Annotated in this window: 27 protein-coding genes; all 27 read left to right on the forward strand. The window is 39.0% G+C overall.

The window, feature by feature from the left end; translation table 11 throughout:
- The first annotated feature begins 95 nt into the window (after nt 1-95).
- The 27 genes from rpoB to rplO all read left to right on the forward strand — a co-directional run bounded on the left by rpoB (nt 96) and on the right by rplO (nt 21,209).
- Nucleotides 96-3,971 (forward strand): DNA-directed RNA polymerase subunit beta, encoded by a 3,876-nt coding sequence (rpoB, locus tag MM239_RS09535; RefSeq protein ID WP_241347970.1) that lies wholly within the window; start codon nt 96-98, stop codon nt 3,969-3,971.
- A 47-nt stretch (nt 3,972-4,018) separates the two neighbouring features.
- On the forward strand, nt 4,019-8,323 hold the full coding sequence (gene rpoC / locus MM239_RS09540) for a DNA-directed RNA polymerase subunit beta' (protein ID WP_241347971.1): 4,305 nt from the start codon (nt 4,019-4,021) through the stop codon (nt 8,321-8,323).
- 64 nt (nt 8,324-8,387) lie between these two features.
- Nucleotides 8,388-8,708: a DUF3467 domain-containing protein gene (locus MM239_RS09545; protein WP_241347972.1), complete on the forward strand. Its 321-nt coding sequence runs from the start codon at nt 8,388-8,390 to the stop codon at nt 8,706-8,708.
- 100 nt (nt 8,709-8,808) lie between these two features.
- Complete coding sequence (gene rpsL / locus MM239_RS09550) at nt 8,809-9,192, forward strand: 30S ribosomal protein S12 (protein ID WP_241295418.1); 384 nt, start codon at nt 8,809-8,811, stop codon at nt 9,190-9,192.
- 22 nt (nt 9,193-9,214) lie between these two features.
- Nucleotides 9,215-9,682 (forward strand): 30S ribosomal protein S7, encoded by a 468-nt coding sequence (gene rpsG / locus MM239_RS09555; RefSeq protein WP_241295420.1) that lies wholly within the window; start codon nt 9,215-9,217, stop codon nt 9,680-9,682.
- Between the two features lie 5 nt (nt 9,683-9,687).
- On the forward strand, nt 9,688-11,811 hold the full coding sequence (gene fusA / locus MM239_RS09560; RefSeq protein ID WP_241347973.1) for an elongation factor G: 2,124 nt from the start codon (nt 9,688-9,690) through the stop codon (nt 11,809-11,811).
- Between the two features lie 13 nt (nt 11,812-11,824).
- Nucleotides 11,825-12,130 (forward strand): 30S ribosomal protein S10, encoded by a 306-nt coding sequence (gene rpsJ / locus MM239_RS09565; RefSeq protein WP_009183381.1) that lies wholly within the window; start codon nt 11,825-11,827, stop codon nt 12,128-12,130.
- Nucleotides 12,131-12,380: 250 nt separating this feature from the next.
- Nucleotides 12,381-13,013 (forward strand): 50S ribosomal protein L3, encoded by a 633-nt coding sequence (gene rplC / locus MM239_RS09570; protein WP_089240535.1) that lies wholly within the window; start codon nt 12,381-12,383, stop codon nt 13,011-13,013.
- 4 nt (nt 13,014-13,017) lie between these two features.
- Nucleotides 13,018-13,647, forward strand: a complete 630-nt coding sequence (gene rplD / locus MM239_RS09575; RefSeq protein ID WP_241347974.1) for a 50S ribosomal protein L4 — start codon at nt 13,018-13,020, stop codon at nt 13,645-13,647.
- A gap of 4 nt (nt 13,648-13,651) precedes the next feature.
- Nucleotides 13,652-13,939 carry a 50S ribosomal protein L23 gene (gene rplW, locus MM239_RS09580; protein WP_241295426.1) on the forward strand — a complete coding sequence of 96 codons (288 nt, stop codon included), beginning with the start codon at nt 13,652-13,654 and terminating at the stop codon, nt 13,937-13,939.
- A 13-nt stretch (nt 13,940-13,952) separates the two neighbouring features.
- Complete coding sequence (gene rplB / locus MM239_RS09585; RefSeq protein ID WP_241347975.1) at nt 13,953-14,777, forward strand: 50S ribosomal protein L2; 825 nt, start codon at nt 13,953-13,955, stop codon at nt 14,775-14,777.
- A gap of 2 nt (nt 14,778-14,779) precedes the next feature.
- Nucleotides 14,780-15,058, forward strand: coding sequence for a 30S ribosomal protein S19 (gene rpsS / locus MM239_RS09590; RefSeq protein ID WP_106566639.1), 279 nt, complete (start codon nt 14,780-14,782; stop codon nt 15,056-15,058).
- Between the two features lie 2 nt (nt 15,059-15,060).
- Nucleotides 15,061-15,450, forward strand: coding sequence for a 50S ribosomal protein L22 (rplV, locus tag MM239_RS09595; protein WP_241347976.1), 390 nt, complete (start codon nt 15,061-15,063; stop codon nt 15,448-15,450).
- Nucleotides 15,451-15,459: 9 nt separating this feature from the next.
- Nucleotides 15,460-16,191: a 30S ribosomal protein S3 gene (gene rpsC / locus MM239_RS09600; RefSeq protein ID WP_241347977.1), complete on the forward strand. Its 732-nt coding sequence runs from the start codon at nt 15,460-15,462 to the stop codon at nt 16,189-16,191.
- A gap of 22 nt (nt 16,192-16,213) precedes the next feature.
- On the forward strand, nt 16,214-16,633 hold the full coding sequence (rplP, locus tag MM239_RS09605) for a 50S ribosomal protein L16 (RefSeq protein WP_241295440.1): 420 nt from the start codon (nt 16,214-16,216) through the stop codon (nt 16,631-16,633).
- A gap of 8 nt (nt 16,634-16,641) precedes the next feature.
- A complete protein-coding gene (gene rpmC, locus MM239_RS09610) occupies nt 16,642-16,836 on the forward strand; it encodes a 50S ribosomal protein L29 (protein WP_241347978.1) in 195 nt (64 codons plus the stop codon).
- 8 nt (nt 16,837-16,844) lie between these two features.
- Nucleotides 16,845-17,108 carry a 30S ribosomal protein S17 gene (gene rpsQ / locus MM239_RS09615; protein WP_241295443.1) on the forward strand — a complete coding sequence of 88 codons (264 nt, stop codon included), beginning with the start codon at nt 16,845-16,847 and terminating at the stop codon, nt 17,106-17,108.
- 1 nt (nt 17,109) lies between these two features.
- Nucleotides 17,110-17,478, forward strand: coding sequence for a 50S ribosomal protein L14 (gene rplN / locus MM239_RS09620; protein WP_076501217.1), 369 nt, complete (start codon nt 17,110-17,112; stop codon nt 17,476-17,478).
- Between the two features lie 2 nt (nt 17,479-17,480).
- Nucleotides 17,481-17,825 carry a 50S ribosomal protein L24 gene (gene rplX, locus MM239_RS09625; RefSeq protein WP_241347979.1) on the forward strand — a complete coding sequence of 115 codons (345 nt, stop codon included), beginning with the start codon at nt 17,481-17,483 and terminating at the stop codon, nt 17,823-17,825.
- Nucleotides 17,818-18,378, forward strand: coding sequence for a 50S ribosomal protein L5 (rplE, locus tag MM239_RS09630; RefSeq protein WP_241295445.1), 561 nt, complete (start codon nt 17,818-17,820; stop codon nt 18,376-18,378). The genes rplX and rplE overlap by 8 nt, the downstream gene beginning before the upstream one ends.
- A gap of 2 nt (nt 18,379-18,380) precedes the next feature.
- Nucleotides 18,381-18,650, forward strand: a complete 270-nt coding sequence (gene rpsN, locus MM239_RS09635; RefSeq protein WP_076501213.1) for a 30S ribosomal protein S14 — start codon at nt 18,381-18,383, stop codon at nt 18,648-18,650.
- 83 nt (nt 18,651-18,733) lie between these two features.
- Complete coding sequence (rpsH, locus tag MM239_RS09640) at nt 18,734-19,129, forward strand: 30S ribosomal protein S8 (protein WP_241347980.1); 396 nt, start codon at nt 18,734-18,736, stop codon at nt 19,127-19,129.
- Between the two features lie 9 nt (nt 19,130-19,138).
- Entirely contained in the window at nt 19,139-19,696 is a 558-nt protein-coding gene (rplF, locus tag MM239_RS09645; protein WP_241347981.1) for a 50S ribosomal protein L6, read from the forward strand.
- A gap of 5 nt (nt 19,697-19,701) precedes the next feature.
- A complete protein-coding gene (gene rplR, locus MM239_RS09650; RefSeq protein WP_262918598.1) occupies nt 19,702-20,049 on the forward strand; it encodes a 50S ribosomal protein L18 in 348 nt (115 codons plus the stop codon).
- Nucleotides 20,050-20,057: 8 nt separating this feature from the next.
- Complete coding sequence (gene rpsE / locus MM239_RS09655; protein WP_241295451.1) at nt 20,058-20,576, forward strand: 30S ribosomal protein S5; 519 nt, start codon at nt 20,058-20,060, stop codon at nt 20,574-20,576.
- 4 nt (nt 20,577-20,580) lie between these two features.
- On the forward strand, nt 20,581-20,760 hold the full coding sequence (gene rpmD / locus MM239_RS09660) for a 50S ribosomal protein L30 (RefSeq protein ID WP_241295453.1): 180 nt from the start codon (nt 20,581-20,583) through the stop codon (nt 20,758-20,760).
- Nucleotides 20,761-20,762: 2 nt separating this feature from the next.
- Complete coding sequence (rplO, locus tag MM239_RS09665; RefSeq protein WP_241295455.1) at nt 20,763-21,209, forward strand: 50S ribosomal protein L15; 447 nt, start codon at nt 20,763-20,765, stop codon at nt 21,207-21,209.

Here is a 21,209-nt window from a genome sequence, read left to right on the forward strand (position 1 = left end):
GTCTTTTCCTGTTTGTGCACAGGTAAAAAATTGCACTATTTCAAGCGAAAATTGTCGCATTCGGTTATTAATTATCACTATAAATATATACTGCCTTGGCTATCCAGAATCAACCCGAAAGGAAAAGTTTCTCATCTATTAAGGTAGTCAAAGACTATCCGGATTTCTTAGATATCCAATTACAATCCTTCAAAGACTTTTTCCAGCTAGATACTCCAGCTGAAAGAAGGAGACAGGATGGTCTTTTCAAAGTGTTCTCTGAGAACTTCCCTATAAGTGACTCAAGAGAAAACTTCACTCTTGAATTTATTGACTATGCTGTAGATCCTCCAAAATACAACATTGAAGAATGTATTGATAGAGGTCTTACTTATTCTGTTCCACTCAAAGCCAAACTTCGACTTTTGTGCTCTGATGAAGACAATGAGGATTTTGAAACAATCGAGCAGGAAGTTTTCCTTGGGAATCTCCCATACATGACTGAAAAAGGCTCATTTGTGATCAATGGTGCAGAAAGAGTTATCGTTTCTCAACTTCACAGATCGCCAGGTGTTTTCTTTGCTCAAAGTAAGCATACCAACGGTACCAAATTGTATTCTGCCAGAATTATTCCTTTCAAAGGAAGTTGGATAGAATTTGCTACTGACATCAATAATGTGATGTACGCTTACATTGATAGAAAGAAAAAGTTTCCTGTTACCACTCTTCTTAGAGCTATAGGATTTGGTTCTGATAAGGAGATTTTGGATCTTTTTGGTCTTTCTGAAGAAGTCGCTGCTACGAAAGCTGCACTTAAGAAAGTGTCAGGTAGAAAACTTGCTGCTAGGGTATTGAGGACTTGGGTGGAAGATTTTGTGGATGAAGATACTGGTGAGGTTGTTTCTATCGATAGAAATGAAGTTTTGTTAGAAAGAGATTCTATCCTTACTGATGAGGATATTGAAATGATTCTTGATTCTGGTGCAAAATCTATCATTCTTCATAGAGAGGATGTAAATGTAGCTGATTATTCCATTATCTATAATACACTCCAAAAAGATAACTCAAACTCCGAGAAGGAAGCAGTAGAGGTAATTTACCGTCAGTTGAGAAATACCGAAGCTCCAGATGAAGCAACAGCAAGAGAGGTTATTCATGGACTTTTCTTCTCTGATAAAAGATATGATCTTGGTGAAGTAGGTAGATACCGAATCAACAAAAAGCTTGGTTTGAATATCGATGCGGATAAAATCGTATTGACCACTGAAGATATTATCAATATAGTAAAATACTTGATCGGTTTGATCAACTCAAAAGCTGTAGTAGATGATATAGATCACCTTTCTAATAGAAGGGTAAGAACTGTTGGTGAGCAACTTTATAGTCAATTCGGAGTTGGTCTTGCTAGAATGGCAAGAACGATCCGTGAAAGAATGAACGTAAGAGATAACGAAGATTTTAAACCTGTTGATTTGATCAACGCTAGGACACTTTCTTCAGTAATCAACTCTTTCTTTGGAACCAATCAATTGTCTCAGTTTATGGATCAAACCAATCCACTTGCTGAACTTACTCACAAAAGAAGACTTTCTGCACTCGGGCCAGGTGGTCTTTCTAGAGAAAGAGCTGGTTTCGAAGTTCGTGATGTTCACTATACTCACTATGGTCGTCTTTGTACTATTGAAACTCCAGAAGGTCCAAACATTGGATTGATCTCTTCGCTTTGTGTGCATGCCAAAGTGAATTCTATGGGATTCTTAGAAACCCCATATAGAAAAGTAAAAGAAGGTAAAGTAGCCATGGATACGGAAGATATCGTATTCTTGACTGCTGAGGAAGAGGATGATAATAATATTGCTCAGGCCAATGCTCCTTTGGACGAAGAAGGTAACTTCATCAACGATAGAGTCAAAGCAAGATTTGAAGGTGATTTCCCTGTTCTTGATCCAAAAGAGATTAGCTATATGGATGTTGCGCCTAACCAAATTGTTTCTGTAGCTGCATCATTGATTCCTTTCCTTGAGCATGATGATGCAAACCGGGCTTTGATGGGATCAAACATGCAACGTCAAGCAGTTCCTTTGCTAAAAGCCGAGTCACCAATTGTAGGTACTGGTTTGGAAGCAAAAGCTGCTATTGATTCAAGAGCTTTGATTATTGCAGAGACTGATGGTGTAGTAGACTATGTGGATGCTACTAAGATCACAATTAAATACGATTTGACTGAAGATGACTTGTTAGTTAACTTTAGCGATGAGTATAAGACATATAACTTGGTGAAATTCAGAAGAACTAATCAAGACACTACAATCAATCTTACACCTTTGGTTCTTAAAGGACAAAAAGTGAAGAAAGGCCAAGTTTTGGTAGAAGGTTATGCTACTAATAATGGTGAGTTAGCATTGGGTAAAAACCTTAGAGTTGCTTACATGCCTTGGCAAGGATATAACTTTGAGGATGCTATCGTTATCTCTGAGAGGGTAGCCCGAGAAGATATCTTTACTTCAATTCACATTGAAGAATTCCAGCTTGAAGTAAGGGATACCAAGAGAGGTGAGGAGGAGTTGACATCTGAGATACCGAACGTTTCGGAAGAGGCTGTGAAAAATCTTGATGAAAATGGAATCATCAGAGTTGGAGCTGAACTTAAGGAAGGTGATATTATTATAGGTAAAATTACACCAAAAGGTGAAACTGATCCAACTCCAGAAGAAAAGCTTCTTAGAGCAATCTTTGGTGACAAGGCAGGTGATGTAAAAGATGCTTCTTTGAAAGCTTCGCCTTCATTGAATGGAGTAGTTATCGAAACCAAGCTCTTCTCAAGACCGAAGAAGGATAAGGATCTAAGAGCAAAAGCAAAATCAGAGGTTGAAAAATTGAAAGCGAAATATTCTAAGGATCTCCTAGGAATCAGAGCTAAAATGATCAATAAGTTGATTGCACTTTTGGACGGTAAGACTTCTCAAGGTGTCAAGCATAAGTTTGGTGATGAAATTATCAGCAAAGGAGTGAAGTTCAATGCTAAAAATATTGAGCAGAATTTATTCCCTAGCAAAAACCCTTATAGGGACGAATCCAACTATAATGTACAAGAAGAGGCAAATCTTATTTCTGACATTATTTTGGATGACTGGACAGATGAAGCACATACCAATAAACTGATACAGTATTTGGTTAAGAACTATATCAATGCAAGAAATGAAATCTCTGGTATCTTCAAGCGCGATAAATTTACTTTAGAAGTAGGAGATGAGCTTCCAGCAGGTATTGTTCAGCTTGCCAAAGTATATGTTGCCAAAAAGCGTAAGCTTAAAGTTGGGGATAAAATGGCAGGTAGACACGGTAATAAAGGTATCGTGGCAAGGATCGTAAGGGAGGAAGATATGCCTTTCTTAGAGGACGGAACTCCAATGGATATCGTATTGAACCCACTTGGTGTACCTTCTAGGATGAACATCGGACAGATCTTCGAAACTGTACTTGCTTGGGCAGGTCACAAAATGGGTAAGAAATATGCTACACCAATCTTTGACGGTGCTACCATGGAGGAAGTTGCTGAAGAACTTGATAAGGCAGGATTACCAGCATATGGTAGGACTTACCTTTACGATGGTCTTACAGGTAAGAAGTTTGATCAGCCTGTTACTGTGGGTATAGCTTATATGTTGAAGTTAGGTCACTTAGTAGATGATAAGATGCACGCAAGATCTATTGGACCATACTCCTTGATTACACAGCAGCCACTTGGGGGTAAGGCTCAATTTGGTGGTCAGAGATTCGGTGAGATGGAAGTGTGGGCGTTAGAGGCATTCGGTGCATCTCACGTTCTTCAAGAAATCCTAACAGTGAAGTCTGATGATGTAGTAGGTAGAGCAAAAGCTTACGAAGCTATCGTGAAAGGGGAGAATCTTCCTAAACCAAACATACCAGAATCATTCAATGTATTGGTGCATGAGCTTAGAGGTTTGGCTTTAGAAATTACCTTAGACTAATAGAAAAAATACGGGCCGCAAGGCCCTTAACATACTCTTCAAATATTATGGCGTTCAGAAAAAACAAAAAACTAAACAACGACTTTTCCAGAGTCACTATTAGTTTGGCTTCTCCAGAGTCAATCCTGGATAGCTCTCATGGTGAAGTGACGCAACCTGAAACAATCAACTACAGAACTTACAAACCTGAAATGGGTGGATTGTTTTGTGAGAGGATCTTCGGGCCTGTCAAAGACTGGGAGTGTCATTGTGGTAAATACAAGCGCATAAGATATAAAGGTATCATTTGTGACAGATGTGGTGTTGAAGTGACTGAGAAAAAAGTGCGAAGAGAAAGAATGGGCCACATTGAATTGGTCGTTCCTGTAGCGCACATTTGGTACTTCAAATCCCTTCCAAACAAAATTGGATACTTGTTGGGCTTACCAACGAAGAAATTGGATCAAATTGTTTATTATGAACGATACGCTGTCGTTCAAGCTGGTGTGAAAGCTGAAGAAGGAATCCAGTATTTAGACTTTTTGACAGAAGACGAGTATTTGGATATCATGGATAAGCTTCCAAAAGAAAACCAAATGCTTGACGATGATGATCCAAGCAAATTCATCGCAAAAATGGGTGCTGAGGCAATTGAAATGTTGTTAGCAAGACTTGATCTTGATGACCTTTCTTATAGCCTAAGACACCAAGCAGCCACAGATACTTCTCAACAGAGAAAAGCTGAGGCACTAAAAAGACTGAAAGTAGTAGAGGCATTTAGAGATGCAAGAACCAGAATCGAAAATCGTCCTGAATGGATGGTAGTAAGAATGGTTCCTGTAATTCCACCAGAATTGAGACCTTTGGTTCCTTTGGATGGTGGTAGATTTGCTACTTCAGATTTGAACGATCTTTACAGAAGGGTAATCATTAGAAACAACCGTCTGAAAAGATTAATAGATATCAAAGCACCAGAAGTGATCTTGAGAAACGAAAAGAGAATGCTTCAGGAAGCTGTAGATTCGCTTTTTGACAACTCTAGAAAAGTGAACGCTGTAAGATCTGATGGTAACAGAGCGCTCAAGTCTCTTTCTGACATGCTGAAAGGTAAGCAGGGTAGATTCCGTCAAAACCTACTAGGTAAGAGGGTAGATTACTCTGGACGTTCGGTTATTGTCGTAGGTCCCGAGTTGAAGCTTCATGAATGTGGATTGCCAAAAAATATGGCTGCAGAACTTTTCAAACCTTTCATTATCAGGAAGCTGATTGAAAGAGGTATTGTAAAGACTGTTAAATCTGCTAAAAAGATTGTAGATAGAAAGGATCCAGTAGTTTGGGATATTTTGGAAAACGTGCTTAAAGGACACCCCGTGTTGCTTAACCGAGCTCCAACACTTCACAGATTGGGTATCCAGGCGTTTCAGCCGAAATTGATCGAAGGAAAAGCTATTCAGTTACACCCATTGGTATGTACAGCATTCAATGCTGACTTTGATGGTGATCAGATGGCAGTTCACGTTCCACTAGGGCATGAAGCGATTTTGGAAGCTTCTACCTTGATGCTTTCTTCACACAATATCTTGAATCCAGCTAATGGAGCACCGATTACTGTACCTTCTCAGGATATGGTTCTTGGTCTATATTATGTGACTAAGGGTAAGAAATCAACACCTGAAGAACCTGTTATTGGTGAAGGATTGACTTTCTATGGTGAGGAAGAAGTGATTATTGCTTTGAATGAAGGAAGAATCTCACAACATGCATTGATCAAATGTAAAGTCACTGTAAGAGAAGGTGGTGAGTTAGTTGAAAAAGTCATTGATACTGTTGCTGGTAGATTGATCTTCAATCAGTTCGTTCCTGAAGAAGTAGGGTACGTAAATGAATTGCTTACCAAGAAAAAGCTTCAGCAGATTATTGCCGAAGTAGTAAAAATCTGTGGTATTGCAAGGACTGCTCAGTTCTTGGATGATATCAAGCATCTAGGTTTCCAAATGGCTTACTCAGGTGGTCTTTCCATGGGGCTTAATGATGTCATCATTCCTGATGAGAAGGATCCTTTGATCAATAAAGCGAAAGAGGAAGTTGATCAAGTATGGAACAACTACTTGATGGGTCTGATCACAGATAATGAAAGATATAACCAAGTAATTGATATTTGGACTAGAACTAACTCCAATTTGACCAACATTTTGATGCGTCAGATGGAAGAAGATAAGCAAGGTTTCAATGCCATCTACATGATGATGCACTCAGGAGCTAGAGGTTCTAGAGAGCAGATTCGTCAGCTTGGAGGTATGAGAGGATTGATGGCCAAGCCACAGAAAAACCTTCAAGGTTCAGTTGGTGAGATCATCGAAAACCCAATCTTGTCCAACTTTAAAGAAGGATTGGATGTATTGGAGTACTTTATCTCTACGCACGGTGCCCGTAAGGGTCTTGCAGATACGGCATTGAAAACTGCCGATGCAGGTTACTTGACCAGAAGACTTGTGGACGTTGCTCAGGATATGATTATTTCTGAAGAGGATTGTGGTACACTAAGAGGACTTATCGTTCAGCCATTAAGAGATAATGACGAGATTGTAGAACCACTTTCTGAAAGAATTGTGGGAAGAGTTTCTGTTCATGATGTAGTAGATCCTATTACTGAAGAGATATTGGTAAGTTCTGGAGATACAATCTCTGATGATATTGCAAAAAGAATAGATGAATCAGCTATCGACGAAGTTGAAATCAGGTCAGTATTGACTTGTGAGACTCGTAGAGGAGTCTGTGCGAAATGTTATGGTAGAAATCTAACTACCGGTAACTTAGTTCAGAACGGTGAATCTGTAGGTGTTATTGCAGCACAGTCCATCGGTGAGCCAGGTACGCAGCTTACACTAAGAACTTTCCACGTAGGGGGTACTGCATCGAACATTTCAGTAGAAGCTAGCATCAATGCCAAGTTTGATGGTGTTGTTGAGTTTGAAGAAGAACTGAGATGGATTGAGACCACCAACAAAGATGGTGACCCTGTTTCTATCGTGATGGGGAGATCTGGAGAAATCAAGATCAACGATTCAAAGGGTAAGTTGTTAGTTTCTAACCACGTACCTTATGGAGCAGTTCTAAATGTGAAGGATGGACAAAAGATAGCAAAAGGTGATTCTCTTTGTACTTGGGATCCGTACAATGCTGTGATCTTGTCTGAGTTTGATGGTGAAATCGAATTTGAAGCTATCATTGAAGGTGTTACCTTCAAAGAGGTAGCTGATGATCAGACTGGATATAGAGAGAAGGTTATTATCGATACCAAAGATAAAACGAAAAACCCTGCTGTAGTTGTTAATTACGGAGATGAAAATAAGGCGTACAACATTCCAGTAGGTGCTCACTTAGCTGTAGAAGCTGGTGACAAAGTTCGTGCTGGTCAAATCCTTGTGAAAATCCCAAGATCTGTAGGTAAGACTAGAGATATTACAGGAGGTCTTCCACGAGTTACTGAATTGTTCGAAGCAAGAAACCCATCAAACCCAGCAGTTGTGTCTGAGATTGACGGTGTAGTAACTTATGGTGGTATCAAAAGAGGTAATAGAGAAATCTTTATTGAATCAAAAGATGGTGTCAAAAAGAGATACATGGTATCCCTTTCCAAGCACATTCTTGTTCAAGAAAATGACTTTATCAGGGCAGGTGAACCCTTATCAGATGGTGCTATCACGCCAAATGACATATTGTCTATCAAAGGTCCAACTGCAGTACAAGAGTATCTAGTAAATGAAATTCAAGAGGTTTACAGACTTCAAGGTGTGAAGATCAATGATAAGCATATTGAAGTAATTGTAAGTCAAATGATGCAGAAAGTAGAAATACTTGATGCTGGAGATACAGGATTCTTACAAGGACAGATAGTAGATAAATGGGCTTTCAGAGAGGAGAATGATAATATTCTTGACAAGAAAGTAGTTATGGATGCTGGAGAATCTAGTACTTTGAAAGCAGGTATGATCATTACCGCTAGAAGGCTTAGAGATGAGAATTCAAGCTTGAAGCGTAAAGACTTGAAATTGGTACAAGTGAGAGATGCAGAGACTGCTGTGTCACGTCCAACACTTCAAGGAATTACAGCTGCATCGTTAGGTACTGAAAGCTTTATCTCAGCAGCATCATTCCAAGAGACGACCAAAGTCTTGAGTGAAGCAGCCATTAGAGGTAAGCGTGATGAACTACTCGGATTGAAAGAAAACGTAATCGTTGGACATTTGATCCCAGCTGGTACAGGTCAGAGAGCATTCAATGATGTCATTGTAGGGTCACTTGATGAATATGAAAGACTTTCTGGAGAAAAAGAAAGAGTAAGTTCTAAATCTAGGGAATTAGCTAGATAGAAACATATAGTAATTAAAAATTCAAAAGGCCTGTTTTATACAGGCCTTTTTTAATCAAAAAATTATGGATCAAAATAACAACCCACAAGATCAGCAAATCAATGTTGAGCTTTCTGAAGAAATTGCAGAAGGAACATATGCTAACTTAGCAATGATAGCACATTCTCACTCGGAATTTGTGATTGATTTCATCAGAATGATGCCTGGAGTACCCAAGGCCAAGGTGAAATCCAGGATAATTATGACACCTGATCATGCTAAACGTTTGCTAGCAGCATTGAAGGACAATATCAATAAGTACGAAAATGCGTTTGGCAAAATTCAAGGAGGTGGAGAAGGTGTATCGTTTCCACTGAATTTCGGAGGTACAACAGGTGAGGCTTGACAAAAATATAACATCTTAATTTTGTTTGTTTTACCTATTTGTTTACCTTTGCAGTCCAAAATTCATAAGTTTAAAGGAACAAAATAAATTTTATCAATTAATGCCTACTATACAACAGTTAGTAAGAAAAGGTAGAGTTACCCTTGAGACTAAGTCCAAGTCTAGAGCTTTGGACGCTTGTCCTCAAAGAAGAGGGGTTTGTACCAGGGTGTACACTACCACGCCTAAGAAGCCAAACTCAGCGATGAGAAAAGTGGCTAGGGTAAGATTGACGAACGGAAAAGAGGTGAATGCCTACATTCCAGGTGAAGGTCACAATTTGCAAGAGCACTCTATCGTCTTGATCAGAGGTGGTCGTGTGAAAGATCTACCAGGTGTAAGATATCACATCATCCGAGGTGCACTAGATACAGCAGGAGTAAAAGACCGTAAGCAAGGTCGTTCCAAGTATGGTGCTAAGCGTCCTAAGGATGCTAAAAAATAAGACATTATAACATTTAGAAAAAATGAGAAAAGCGAAACCAAAAAAGAGATATATTCTTCCTGATCCGAAGTTTAATGATACTTTGGTAACAAAGTTTGTAAACTGCCTAATGGTGGATGGTAAGAAGAGTATTGCTTACAAAATTTTCTACGATGCAGTCGAGAAAGTTGAAGAAAAAGTAGGTGAGAACGGTCTTGAGGTTTGGAAAAAAGCGCTTAACAATATAACTCCAGCTGTAGAGGTGAAGAGTCGTAGAGTTGGTGGTGCTACTTTCCAGGTCCCAATGGAAGTTAGACCTGAAAGAAAGTTGTCCCTAGGGATCAAGTGGATGATCACTTATGCCAGAAGAAGGGGTGAGAAAACTATGATGGATAGACTTGCAGGTGAAATCATCTCCGCATCAAAAGGAGAAGGTGCAGCTGTAAAGAAAAAAGACGATACACATAGAATGGCTGAAGCCAATAAAGCATTCTCACACTTTAGATTTTAATTGAAATGGCAACAAGAGACTTAAAATATACAAGAAACATCGGTATTGCTGCGCACATTGATGCTGGTAAGACTACTACCACGGAACGTATCCTTTTTTATTCTGGTGTCAGCCATAAGATAGGTGAAGTACACGACGGTGCAGCTACCATGGACTGGATGGCTCAAGAGCAAGAGAGAGGTATTACAATTACTTCTGCTGCTACCACTGTTTTTTGGAATTACAGAGACAACAAGTACCAAATCAATATCATCGATACTCCAGGTCACGTAGACTTTACAGTTGAAGTAAACCGTTCCCTTAGAATTTTGGATGGGTTGGTATTCTTATTCAGTGCTGTAGATGGTGTAGAGCCGCAGTCTGAAACCAACTGGAGATTAGCTGATAACTATAAAGTAGCCCGTATCGGATTCGTTAATAAAATGGATCGATCTGGTGCTAACTTCCTTGAGGTTTGTAAGCAGGTAAAAGAAATGCTAGGAAGCCACGCTGTTCCTTTGCAGCTTCCTATCGGTGCTGAGGATAAATTTAGAGGTGTTGTTGATTTGATCAACAATAGAGCTATCGTATGGAATGAGGAAGATTTTGGAATGACTTTCGAAGAAGTTCCAATTCCTGAAGATATGCTAGATGAAGTAGCAGAGTACAGAGAGTACTTATTGGAGTCTGTTGCTGAATTTGATGAGTCTTTGATGGAAAAATTCTTTGAAGATTCTAATTCAATTACTGAAGCAGAGATTCTTAGTGCATTAAGACAAGCTACCATTGCTATGAAAGTAGTACCAATGGTGTGTGGTTCATCTTTCAAAAACAAAGGTGTTCAGACGATGCTTGACTTGGTGATGGAATTATTGCCTTCTCCTCTAGACAAGGATGATATTATTGGTCATGAATTGGAGGATGAAGAGAAAGAGGTGAAAATTGCACCAGATGAAAACGAGCCATTCACTGGTCTTGCTTTCAAGATTGCAACGGATCCATTTGTTGGTAGACTTTGTTTCGTGAGAGCTTATTCTGGTGTGCTAGAATCAGGCTCCTATGTATTCAATAGCCGTTCTGGAAACAAAGAGCGTATCTCTAGAGTATTCCAAATGCATGCTAATAAGCAAAATCAAATTCCTAGATTAGTTGCTGGAGATATTGGAGCTGTAGTAGGTTTCAAAGATATCAAAACAGGAGATACGCTTTGTGATGAAAAACGTAAGGTTGTTCTTGAATCAATGATTTTCCCTGAGCCAGTTATTGGTTATGCTATTGAGCCTAAGACTCAGGCTGATGCTGATAAACTAGGTATGGCGATTGCCAAATTGGTGGAAGAAGATCCTACACTAGTTGTAAACACTGATCATGAAACAGGTCAGACTATTCTTAGAGGTATGGGTGAGCTTCACCTTGACATTATCATAGACAGATTGAAGAGAGAATTCAAAGTTGAGATCAACCAAGGAGCTCCTCAAGTTGCTTACAAAGAAGCATTGTTTACTAATGTAGAGCATAAAGAAGTTTATAAAAAGCAGTCTGGTGGTAAAGGTAAATTTGCCGATATTGTTTTTGAATTAGGTCCTAAAGATCCAGATCCAGAAACTAACGAGATCAAGCCAGGTCTAGACTTTGTGAATGGTATTGTTGGTGGTGTGATTCCTAAAGAGTTCATTCCTGCCATTCAAAAAGGATTTGCAGAGGCTATGAAAAATGGTCCTTTGGCAGGATATCCTGTTGAGGCTATGAAAGTAAGATTATTCCATGGTTCATTCCACGATGTCGATTCTGATGCATTGTCATTTGAATTGGCAGCGAGAATAGGTTTCAAAGAAGCTGCTAGAAAAGCGAAGCCTCAGTTACTAGAGCCGATCATGGCGGTGGACGTGGTTACTCCTGATGAGTACACAGGTCCTATTACGGGTGATTTGAATAGAAGAAGAGGTTTGATGAAAGGTATGGATACAAAAGGATCCTCTACTGTAGTTAAAGCTAGTGTTCCTCTTTCTGAATTGTTCGGATATGTTACCGATTTGAGAACAATCACATCTGGTAGAGCAACTGCTTCACTTACCTTCTCACATTATGAGCCTGTACCTAACAACATCGCTGAGACGGTGATTGCGAAAGTAAAAGGTGAAAAAGCCTAAATTCTAATTGAAAATGAATCAGAAAATCAGAATAAAATTAAAATCATACGATCACAGCCTGGTGGATAAGTCATCTGAGAAGATCGTGAAAGCTGTAAAAGCTACTGGCGCTATTGTAGTTGGACCAATTCCTTTGCCTACAAAAAAGGAAAAGTTCACAGTATTGAAATCGCCACACGTAAACAAAAAAGCTAGAGATCAGTATCAGCTTTGTACTTACAAAAGATTGGTAGATATCTATAGCAACAGTTCAAAAACTGTAGACGCTTTGATGAAAATCGAGCTTCCAAGTGGAGTAGATGTAGAAATCAAAGTCTGACGGTTAAGAAACTTTAAGGGCGAACCCTCTCAATATTTTGGGAGGGTTTTTCTTTCTATAAGACCAAAGGACTATGGTTTCAGTTGGATTTATGGAATAAGTTTCGGGAATTTACCAAATTTTTTTTCGTAAATAATTGAAAATATTAAAGTTGGAGTTTGTAAGGTGGAATTTAATTTCTAACTTTGCAGTCCTTAAAAAGGGCACAAGTGCGTAAGACCTTGTGTTTAATTATATTATATATCAGAAGATGTCTGGAATAATAGGAAAAAAAGTAGGAATGACTAGCATTTTTAGTGCCGATGGACGTAATGTTGCATGCACGCTAATAGAAGCTGGTCCTTGCGTAGTGACGCAAGTAAAAAATGTTGAAACAGACGGGTACAACGCTGTTCAATTGGCTTATGGTGAGCGTAAGGAGAAAAATACTCCAAAGCCACTTATCGGACATTTCAAAAAAGCCGGTACAACGCCAAAGCAGAAGGTTGTTGAATTCAGAGACTTTAGGGTCGAATTCGAAGGTCAGGTTGATCTTGGAAAAACTGTAGAAGCTGGTCAAGTATTCGTTGAAGGTGACTTCGTCGATGCTATTGGTACTTCCAAAGGTAAAGGTTTCCAAGGTGTAGTTAAGCGTCATGGTTTTGGTGGTGTGGGTGGTCAAACTCACGGTCAGCACAACAGACAGAGACACCCTGGTTCCATTGGTGCTTGTTCTTGGCCTTCAAGAGTATTCAAAGGCATGAGAATGGCAGGTAGAATGGGAGGAGATAGAGTGAAGGTGATCAACTTGAAAGTGTTGAAAATCTATCCAGAAAAGAACTTACTTTTAGTAAGTGGATCTGTCCCTGGACCAAAAAATTCTTTCGTTATTCTAGAGAAGTAAGACAATGGAATTAGCAGTATTAAAACATAACGGCGAAGAGACAGGTAGAAACGTAACGCTTTCGGATGAGATTTTCGGTATCGAACCAAATGATCACGCAATCTACCTTGATGTTAAACAGTTTTTGGCAAACCAAAGACAAGGAACACACAAGTCAAAAGAGAGAAATGAAATTGCTGGATCTACTAAAAAGATCAAAAAGCAAAAAGGCACTGGCGGAGCTAGAGCTGGTTCTATAAAATCTCCTGTGTTCAGAGGTGGGGGTAGAGTATTCGGTCCAAGACCAAGAAACTACTCTTTCAAATTGAACAAAAAATTGAAGCAAGTAGCGAGAAAATCAGCACTTTCTTATAAAGTTAAAGAGAACAGCCTTATGGTAGTTGAGAATGTATCTTTCGATGCACCAAAGACTAAGGACTATTTAGCTTTTTTAAGTGGTCTTTCTTTGGTAGACAAGAAGACGCTTCTTGTAGTGCCTGCAAATGAGAAGAATGTATTCTTGTCAAGCAGAAACCTACCAAAAGCAAAGGTTGTTTCAGTGAACGATGTAAACACTTACGAATTGCTTAATGCAGACAACTTGATGTTGTGCGAAGGTTCAGTAAGTATTTTGGAAAACTTATTATCGAAGTAAGACAATGGAGATACTAAAAAAACCTTTGATCACAGAAAAGATCTCAGCCATGAATGAAAGTGGTGTATATGGATTTGTTGTTGAGAAGACTGCAAAGAAACCAGAGATCAAGAGAGCTGTTGAAAAAATGTACGGTGTAAAAGTAGTAGACGTAAGAACCATGAGATATGCTGGTAAGTCTAAAACTAGATACACGAAGTCAAAAGTTGTAAGTGGATTTACCAATGCCTTCAAAAAAGCAATCGTCAAGGTAGCTGAAGGTGAGGTAATCGATTTTTACGGAGAAATTTAATTGAATCAAAATCATGGCAGTTAAAAAATTAAAGCCTGTAACTCCAGGGACCAGATTTAGAGTAGCACCGGCATTTGATGAGATTACAGCATCAAAGCCAGAGAAATCTCTATTGGCTCCGTTGAAGAAATCAGGTGGTAGAAATAATGTAGGTAAAATGACCTCTCGATATATCGGAGGTGGCCATAAAAGAAGACTTAGAATCGTAGATTTTAAGAGGACTAAATTTGGAATCCCAGCGGTAGTTAAATCTATCGAGTATGATCCAAATAGAACTGCTCGTCTAGCATTACTTTATTATGTAGACGGTGCAAAAGCTTACATTATTGCCCCGGAAGGTTTGCAAGTTGGACAAACAGTGATTTCCGGTGAGAGTGTAGCTCCAGAAGTGGGCAATGCTATGCAATTGGTAAATATTCCTTTGGGTACAGTAGTACACAACATAGAACTTAAGCCTGGTAAAGGTGGAGCTATGGCAAGAAGTGCTGGTGGATATGCTCAGGTAGTTGCTAGAGATGGTAAGTATGTTACCGTTAAGCTTCCTTCTGGCGAAATGAGACTAGTTCTTGGTGTATGTATGGCGACTATCGGTGTAGTTTCCAATGGGGATCACATGAACGTGGTATTAGGTAAAGCTGGTAGAAAGCGCTGGTTAGGAAGAAGACCTAGGACAAGAGGTGTAGCTATGAACCCTGTCGATCACCCTATGGGTGGTGGTGAAGGACGTTCATCTGGTGGACACCCAAGATCTAGGACTGGTTTGCTTGCTAAAGGTAAGAAAACTAGGTCTCCTAAAAAGTATTCAAATAAATTTATTATCAGTAAAAGATCTAAATAACTATGGCACGTTCATTAAAGAAAGGTCCTTATATAGAACATCACTTGGCCAAAAAAGTGGATGCTATGAACGAGTCCGGGAAAAAATCAGTAATCAAGACCTGGTCAAGAAGGTCAATGATTTCTCCGGATTTTGTAGGTCATACCTTTGCTGTGCATAATGGAAATAAGTTTATTCCTGTATTTGTAACAGACAACATGGTAGGCCATAAGTTGGGAGAATTTGCTCCTACAAGAAACTTTAGAGGTCACATTGCCAAAAAAGACAAAGGGAAGAGATAATCATGGAAGCAATAGCAAGATTAAATAATGTTCCTACTTCCACTCGTAAAATGAGATTGGTAGCTGACCTCGTGAGAGGTAAAAGAGTAGGACACGCACTAAGTATATTGAAGTTTACACCTAATCATGGTTCTATTAAATTAGAAAAACTTCTTCTTTCTGCAGTGGCTAACTGGCAGGCAAAGAATCCAGATGAGAAACTTGAAGAGGCTGATCTTTATATCAAGACAATTCAAGTTGATGGTGGTCGTATGTTGAAGAGACTAAGACCTGCGCCTCAAGGAAGGGCACACAGAATTCGTAAAAGATCAAATCATGTGACTTTAGTAGTTGATGCTTTCAACACTACAGTTACCGCTGATGAAGTAGAAACAAAAGAAAACTCTAATTAAGATTAGACTATGGGACAAAAAATAAACCCTATTGGTTTTAGACTTGGTGTAGTCAAAGGTTGGGATTCTAACTGGTATGGTGGAAAAGACTTCGCTGATAAATTGTATGAAGATCAGCAGATTCGTAAGTACGTCAATGCAAGAATTCCAAAAGGTGGTATCTCTAAAGTTATCATCGAAAGAACTTTGAAAAGAATCACCCTTACCATTCATACTGCTAGACCAGGTGTTGTGATTGGAAAAGGTGGAGCTGAAGTTGACAAACTTAAAGAGGAGTTGAAAAAATTGACCAGCAAAGATGTTCAAATAAACATTTTTGAAATCAAACGTCCAGAATTGGATGCAAAGTTGGTCGGTGAATCGATAGCTCAGCAGCTACAAGCTCGTATTTCATTCAGAAGAGCCATGAAGCAATCTATTGCTGCAGCAATCAGAGTAGGTGCTGAAGGTATCAAAGTAAAACTTTCTGGACGATTGGGTGGTGCTGAAATGGCAAGATCTGAAATGTACAAAGAAGGAAGAATTCCTTTGCATACATTAAGAGCTGATATTGACTATGCAATTTCTGAAGCTAATACTGTATATGGTATTATCGGTATCAAAGTTTGGATATTCAAAGGAGAAGTTTACGGAAAGAGAGATCTTTCTCCAAACGTAGGTGCAGCCAATGAGCCAAAAGGAGGAAACGCAAGAGGCAAGAGAAGAGAAGGCGGCCCAAAAAGAAGAAAGAGAAATAACTAATTTTCACCCTAAGTGAGAAATCATGTTACAGCCAAAAAGAACTAAATATAGAAAAATGCACAAGGGCAGAGTCAAAGGCATTGCACAAAGAGGGCACACGCTTTCTTTTGGCAACTTTGGCATCAAGTCCCTTGAAGCTGGATGGATAACCTCTCGTCAGATTGAAGCGGCTCGTATCGCTATGACAAGAGCAATGAAAAGAGAAGGTCAGGTTTGGATTAGGATTTTCCCTGACAAACCTATCACTAAGAAACCTGCAGAGGTTCGTATGGGTAAAGGTAAAGGTGCACCGGAATACTGGGTTGCAGTAATCAAGCCGGGAACTATCCTTTTTGAAGCAACAGGAGTAAGTGTTGAAGTAGCTAGAGAAGCTTTGAGACTTGCACAGCAAAAACTACCTGTAAGTACAAATTTCGTGGTACGTAGAGATTACGTAGGATAAGAAAAGCTATGAAGAATTCAGAAATCAAATCACTTTCAGAAAGTGAAATTATCGAGAAAATCGCCGCTGAGCAGACTAATTTGACAAAAATGCGTTTTGCTCATGCTATTTCTCCGATTGAAAATCCTAATCAAATTAAAGAGGTAAAGCGTACAATCGCGAGATTGAAGACAGCTTTGACCACATTACAATTAGCTAAATAAGAACAGAGATGGCTACTACTGAGAGAAATCTACGTAAAGAAAGAATAGGAAAGGTAGTCAGCAACAAGATGGATAAGTCCATTACAGTTGCCGTAGAGAGAAGGGTGAAGCACCCTATCTATGGTAAATTTGTTGCCAAGACTACAAAGTTTATGGTTCATGACGAGAAAAATGAGTGCCAACAAGGCGATCTTGTTAAGATAAGCGAAACTCGTCCGCTGAGTAAGAACAAGCGTTGGAGATTAGTAGAAATTATAGAAAAGGCTAAATAACATGATACAACAAGAATCCAGACTAAGCGTAGCGGATAATTCAGGTGCTAAAGAAGTACTTGTAATCCGTGTATTGGGAGGAACCAAGAAAAGATATGCTTCTATTGGGGATAAAGTTGTAGTAACTGTTAAGTCCGCACTTTCTTCCAGCAACATGAAAAAAGGTACCGTTTCAAAAGCGGTTATCGTGAGAACGAAGAAAGAAATTAGAAGAAAAGACGGTTCATATATCCGATTTGAAGATAATGCAGCTGTCCTTCTCAACAACAATGATGAACCAAGAGGGAGCCGTATTTTCGGCCCTGTTGCTAGAGAATTGAGAGAGAAGCAGTTTATGAAGATTGTATCTTTAGCCCCAGAAGTATTGTAATCATGGAAAGAAAATTCAATAAACAACCCAAACTACACATCAAAACTGGTGATACCGTTAAAGTATTGACAGGTGATGATAAGGGTAAGACAGGCAAAGTGCTTTCTGTAAACCTTGAAAAAAGGAGAGCTATAGTAGAAGGTATCAACATGGTAACTAAACATGTGAAGCCTACTGCTACAAATCCTCAAGGTGGAATTGAAAATAAAGAAGCATCTTTACATATAAGTAACCTTAAGCTTGTAGATCCTAAAACTGGCGAAGCCACTAGGATTGGAAGAAAGAAAGGTGAAAATGGAAAATTAGTTAGATATTCTAAGAAAACTGGGGAGGTGATCAATGGCTAATCCTAGAATGAAAGATAAGTACCTATCTGAAGTAGCTCCTGAATTGAAGGAGAAATTTCAGTACAAGTCAGTAATGCAAGTTCCAAAATTGACTAAGATTGTTCTTAACAAAGGAATTGGAGCTGCTGTAGCTGATAAGAAATTGGTAGATCAAGGTGTAGAAGAACTTTCTCTCATCACTGGTCAAAAAGCTGTAGCTACTAAGGCTAAAAACTCTATCTCAAACTTCAAGTTGAGAGAAGAGATGCCAATCGGAGCAAAAGTGACTTTGAGAGGTGATAAGATGTATGAATTCTTAGATAGATTGACAACTGTAGCTCTTCCACGTGTAAGAGACTTCAAAGGTATTAGTGATAAAGGCTTCGATGGAAGAGGAAATTACACCCTAGGTGTAACTGAACAAATCATCTTCCCTGAAATCAGTATCGAGAAAGTAAACAGAATCTCTGGAATGGACATCACTTTCGTGACTACTGCACAGACAGATGAAGAAAGCTTTGCTTTGTTGAAAGCCTTCGGAATGCCTTTTATCAATAAAAATAATCAAGAATAATTATGGCAAGAGAATCATTAAAAGCTCGTGAGAGAAAAAGAGAACGTCTTGTAGCCAAGTATGCTAAGAAAAGAGCAGAATTGAAAGCTGCCGGTGATTACGAAGCCTTGGACAAACTGCCTAGAAACGCCTCTCCTGTAAGACTTCACAACAGATGTAAGTTGACAGGACGTCCAAAAGGTTACATGAGAAAATTTGGTATCAACAGGGTAACTTTCAGAGAAATGGCTTCTGCTGGAAAGATTCCTGGAGTAACCAAGTCAAGCTGGTAAAAATCGGACAAAAGTTTTTATTCTTAAAATCATTGTGTAACTTTGCACGCCCGTTAAGGGTGTGCAGTTAGACTTATATAAATATGACTGATCCAATAGCTGATTATTTGACCAGATTGAGAAATGCCATCAAGGCATCTCATAGAATCGTAGAGATTCCTGCTTCTAATATCAAAAAAGAATTAACTAAAGTTCTTTTTGATAAAGGATATATACAAAATTACAAGTTTGAAGAGAATGGCCCTCAAGGGACTATCAAAATTGCTTTGAAATATAATCCTGCTACAAAGCAGAATGCAATCGTAAGCCTTGCTCGAGTGAGTAAGCCAGGTCTAAGAAAATATGTTAAACATGACGAATTACCTAGAGTTATCAACGGTCTAGGAATCGCCATCATATCCACTTCCAAAGGTGTAATGTCTGATAAAGAGGCAAGAACTGAAGGTATAGGTGGAGAAGTACTTTGTTACGTTTATTAATAAACCGTTATGTCTAGAATAGGTAAAAAACCAATAAATCTACCAGCGGGTGTTACTGTAGACGTGTCAGCACATAATACTGTCACTGTTAAAGGTCCCAAAGGTACGCTAACTCAGGATGTGAATCCCGATATTACCGTTGCGGTTGAAGATAATCAAATCGTTGTAGGAAGACCTACAGAGTCTAAGAGACACAAGTCTCTTCACGGTCTGTATAGATCTTTGTTGAACAACATGGTTATCGGTGTCTCTGAAGGATACAAGAAAGATTTGGAATTGGTCGGTGTAGGTTACAAAGCCTCCAATCAAGGTCAAGTACTTGAGTTATCATTAGGGTATTCACACAGCATCTTTTTTGCGCTTCCAGAGTCAATCGCTTTGAAGACTGAAACTCCAAAAGGTAAGAACCCAATCATTTCTTTGGAAGGAATTGATAAGGAGCTTATCGGACAAGTAGCTGCAAAAATTAAGTCTCTACGTAAAGTAGAACCTTACAAAGGTAAAGGTGTTCGCTTCGTAGGTGAAATTGTAAGACGTAAAGCTGGTAAAACCGCTGGTAAAAAATAATTAAGATGGCTTTTAATAAGAATTCAAGAAGACTTAGAATCAAGAAAGGTATCCGTAGAAAAATCTCCGGAACTGATTCTAGACCTCGTTTGTCAGTATTTAAAAGCAATACTGGTATATACGCTCAATTGGTTGATGACCTTAAAGGTCATACACTTGCTCAAGCCTCTTCTAAAGAACTTGGTGCCAAAAATTCAACAATCTCTGTTTCCAAAGAGGTAGGTATGAAGTTAGCGGAAAGAGCTGTTGCTAAAGGTGTATCTGCTGTTGTATTTGACAGAAGTGGTTACATTTATCATGGTAATGTTAAAGCTCTTGCTGACGGTGCAAGGGAAGGCGGCCTTAAATTTTAATAGATATTATGTCTCAAGTTAAAAGAAAACCCATAAGGGCAACGGATACAGAACTGAAAGAAAAAGTTGTTGCTATCAACCGTGTTGCTAAAGTAGTTAAAGGTGGTAGAAGATTTTCTTTCTCTGCAATCGTAGTGGTTGGAGATGGTAATGGTGTAGTTGGTTATGGTCTTGGAAAGGCTAATGAGGTAACTGATGCAATTACTAAAGGAATTGAGGATGCTAAGAAAAACCTTGTAAGGGTGCCAGTTCTAAAAGGAACTATCCCTCACGAGCAGCTTGGTAAATTTGGTGGTGGATTTGTTTTGATCAAACCTGCTGCTGCTGGTACTGGTGTAATTGCAGGTGGTGCGATGCGTGCAGTGCTTGAAAGTGCTGGTGTAACAGACGTACTTGCCAAATCTAAAGGATCTTCTAATCCTCACAACGTGGTAAAGGCTACAATTGATGCCTTGGTACAGTTGAGAGATGCTATCGCTGTATCCCAGCAAAGAAGTGTTAAAATGTCTAAAGTTTTTAACGGTTAAGAAGATGGCAAAGGTTAAAGTAACGCAAGTTAGAAGCACAATCAAAAGACCGAAAGATCAAAAGGCTACTATCGTAGCTTTAGGTCTTGGCAAGATCAACAAATCTGTTGAAGTTGAAAATACTCCACAGATTGCTGGTATGGTAAGAAAAGTAAGTCACCTTGTAAAAGTGGAGGAAGCTTAATCATGAAATTACATACATTAAAACCTGCTGAAGGTTCTGTAAAAAACAGAAAAAGAATAGGTCGTGGTACTGGTTCTGGTAGAGGTGGAACTTCTACAAGAGGTCACAAAGGTGCCAAGTCTAGATCAGGATATAAAAGTAAATTAGGATTTGAAGGTGGTCAGATGCCACTTCAAAGAAGAGTTCCTAAATTCGGTTTCAAGAGTCTTAATAGAATCGAGTGTAAGCCTATCAACCTAGATGCTTTGCAAGAATTAGCTTCAAAAATTAATTCTGATGCAATCACATTTGATGTTTTGGTAGAGAATGGACTAGTTTCTCAAAAAGATGTTGTAAAAGTCCTAGGTAGAGGCGAACTTACAGCGAAATTGAATGTAAGTGCTCACTATTTCTCTGCTTCCGCTGTAGAAGCTATTGAAAAGGTTGGCGGAACAGTTAACAAGATTTAA

The sequence above is a fragment of the Belliella filtrata genome, assembly GCF_022549775.1.
GTDB classification, from domain to species: domain Bacteria; phylum Bacteroidota; class Bacteroidia; order Cytophagales; family Cyclobacteriaceae; genus Belliella; species Belliella filtrata.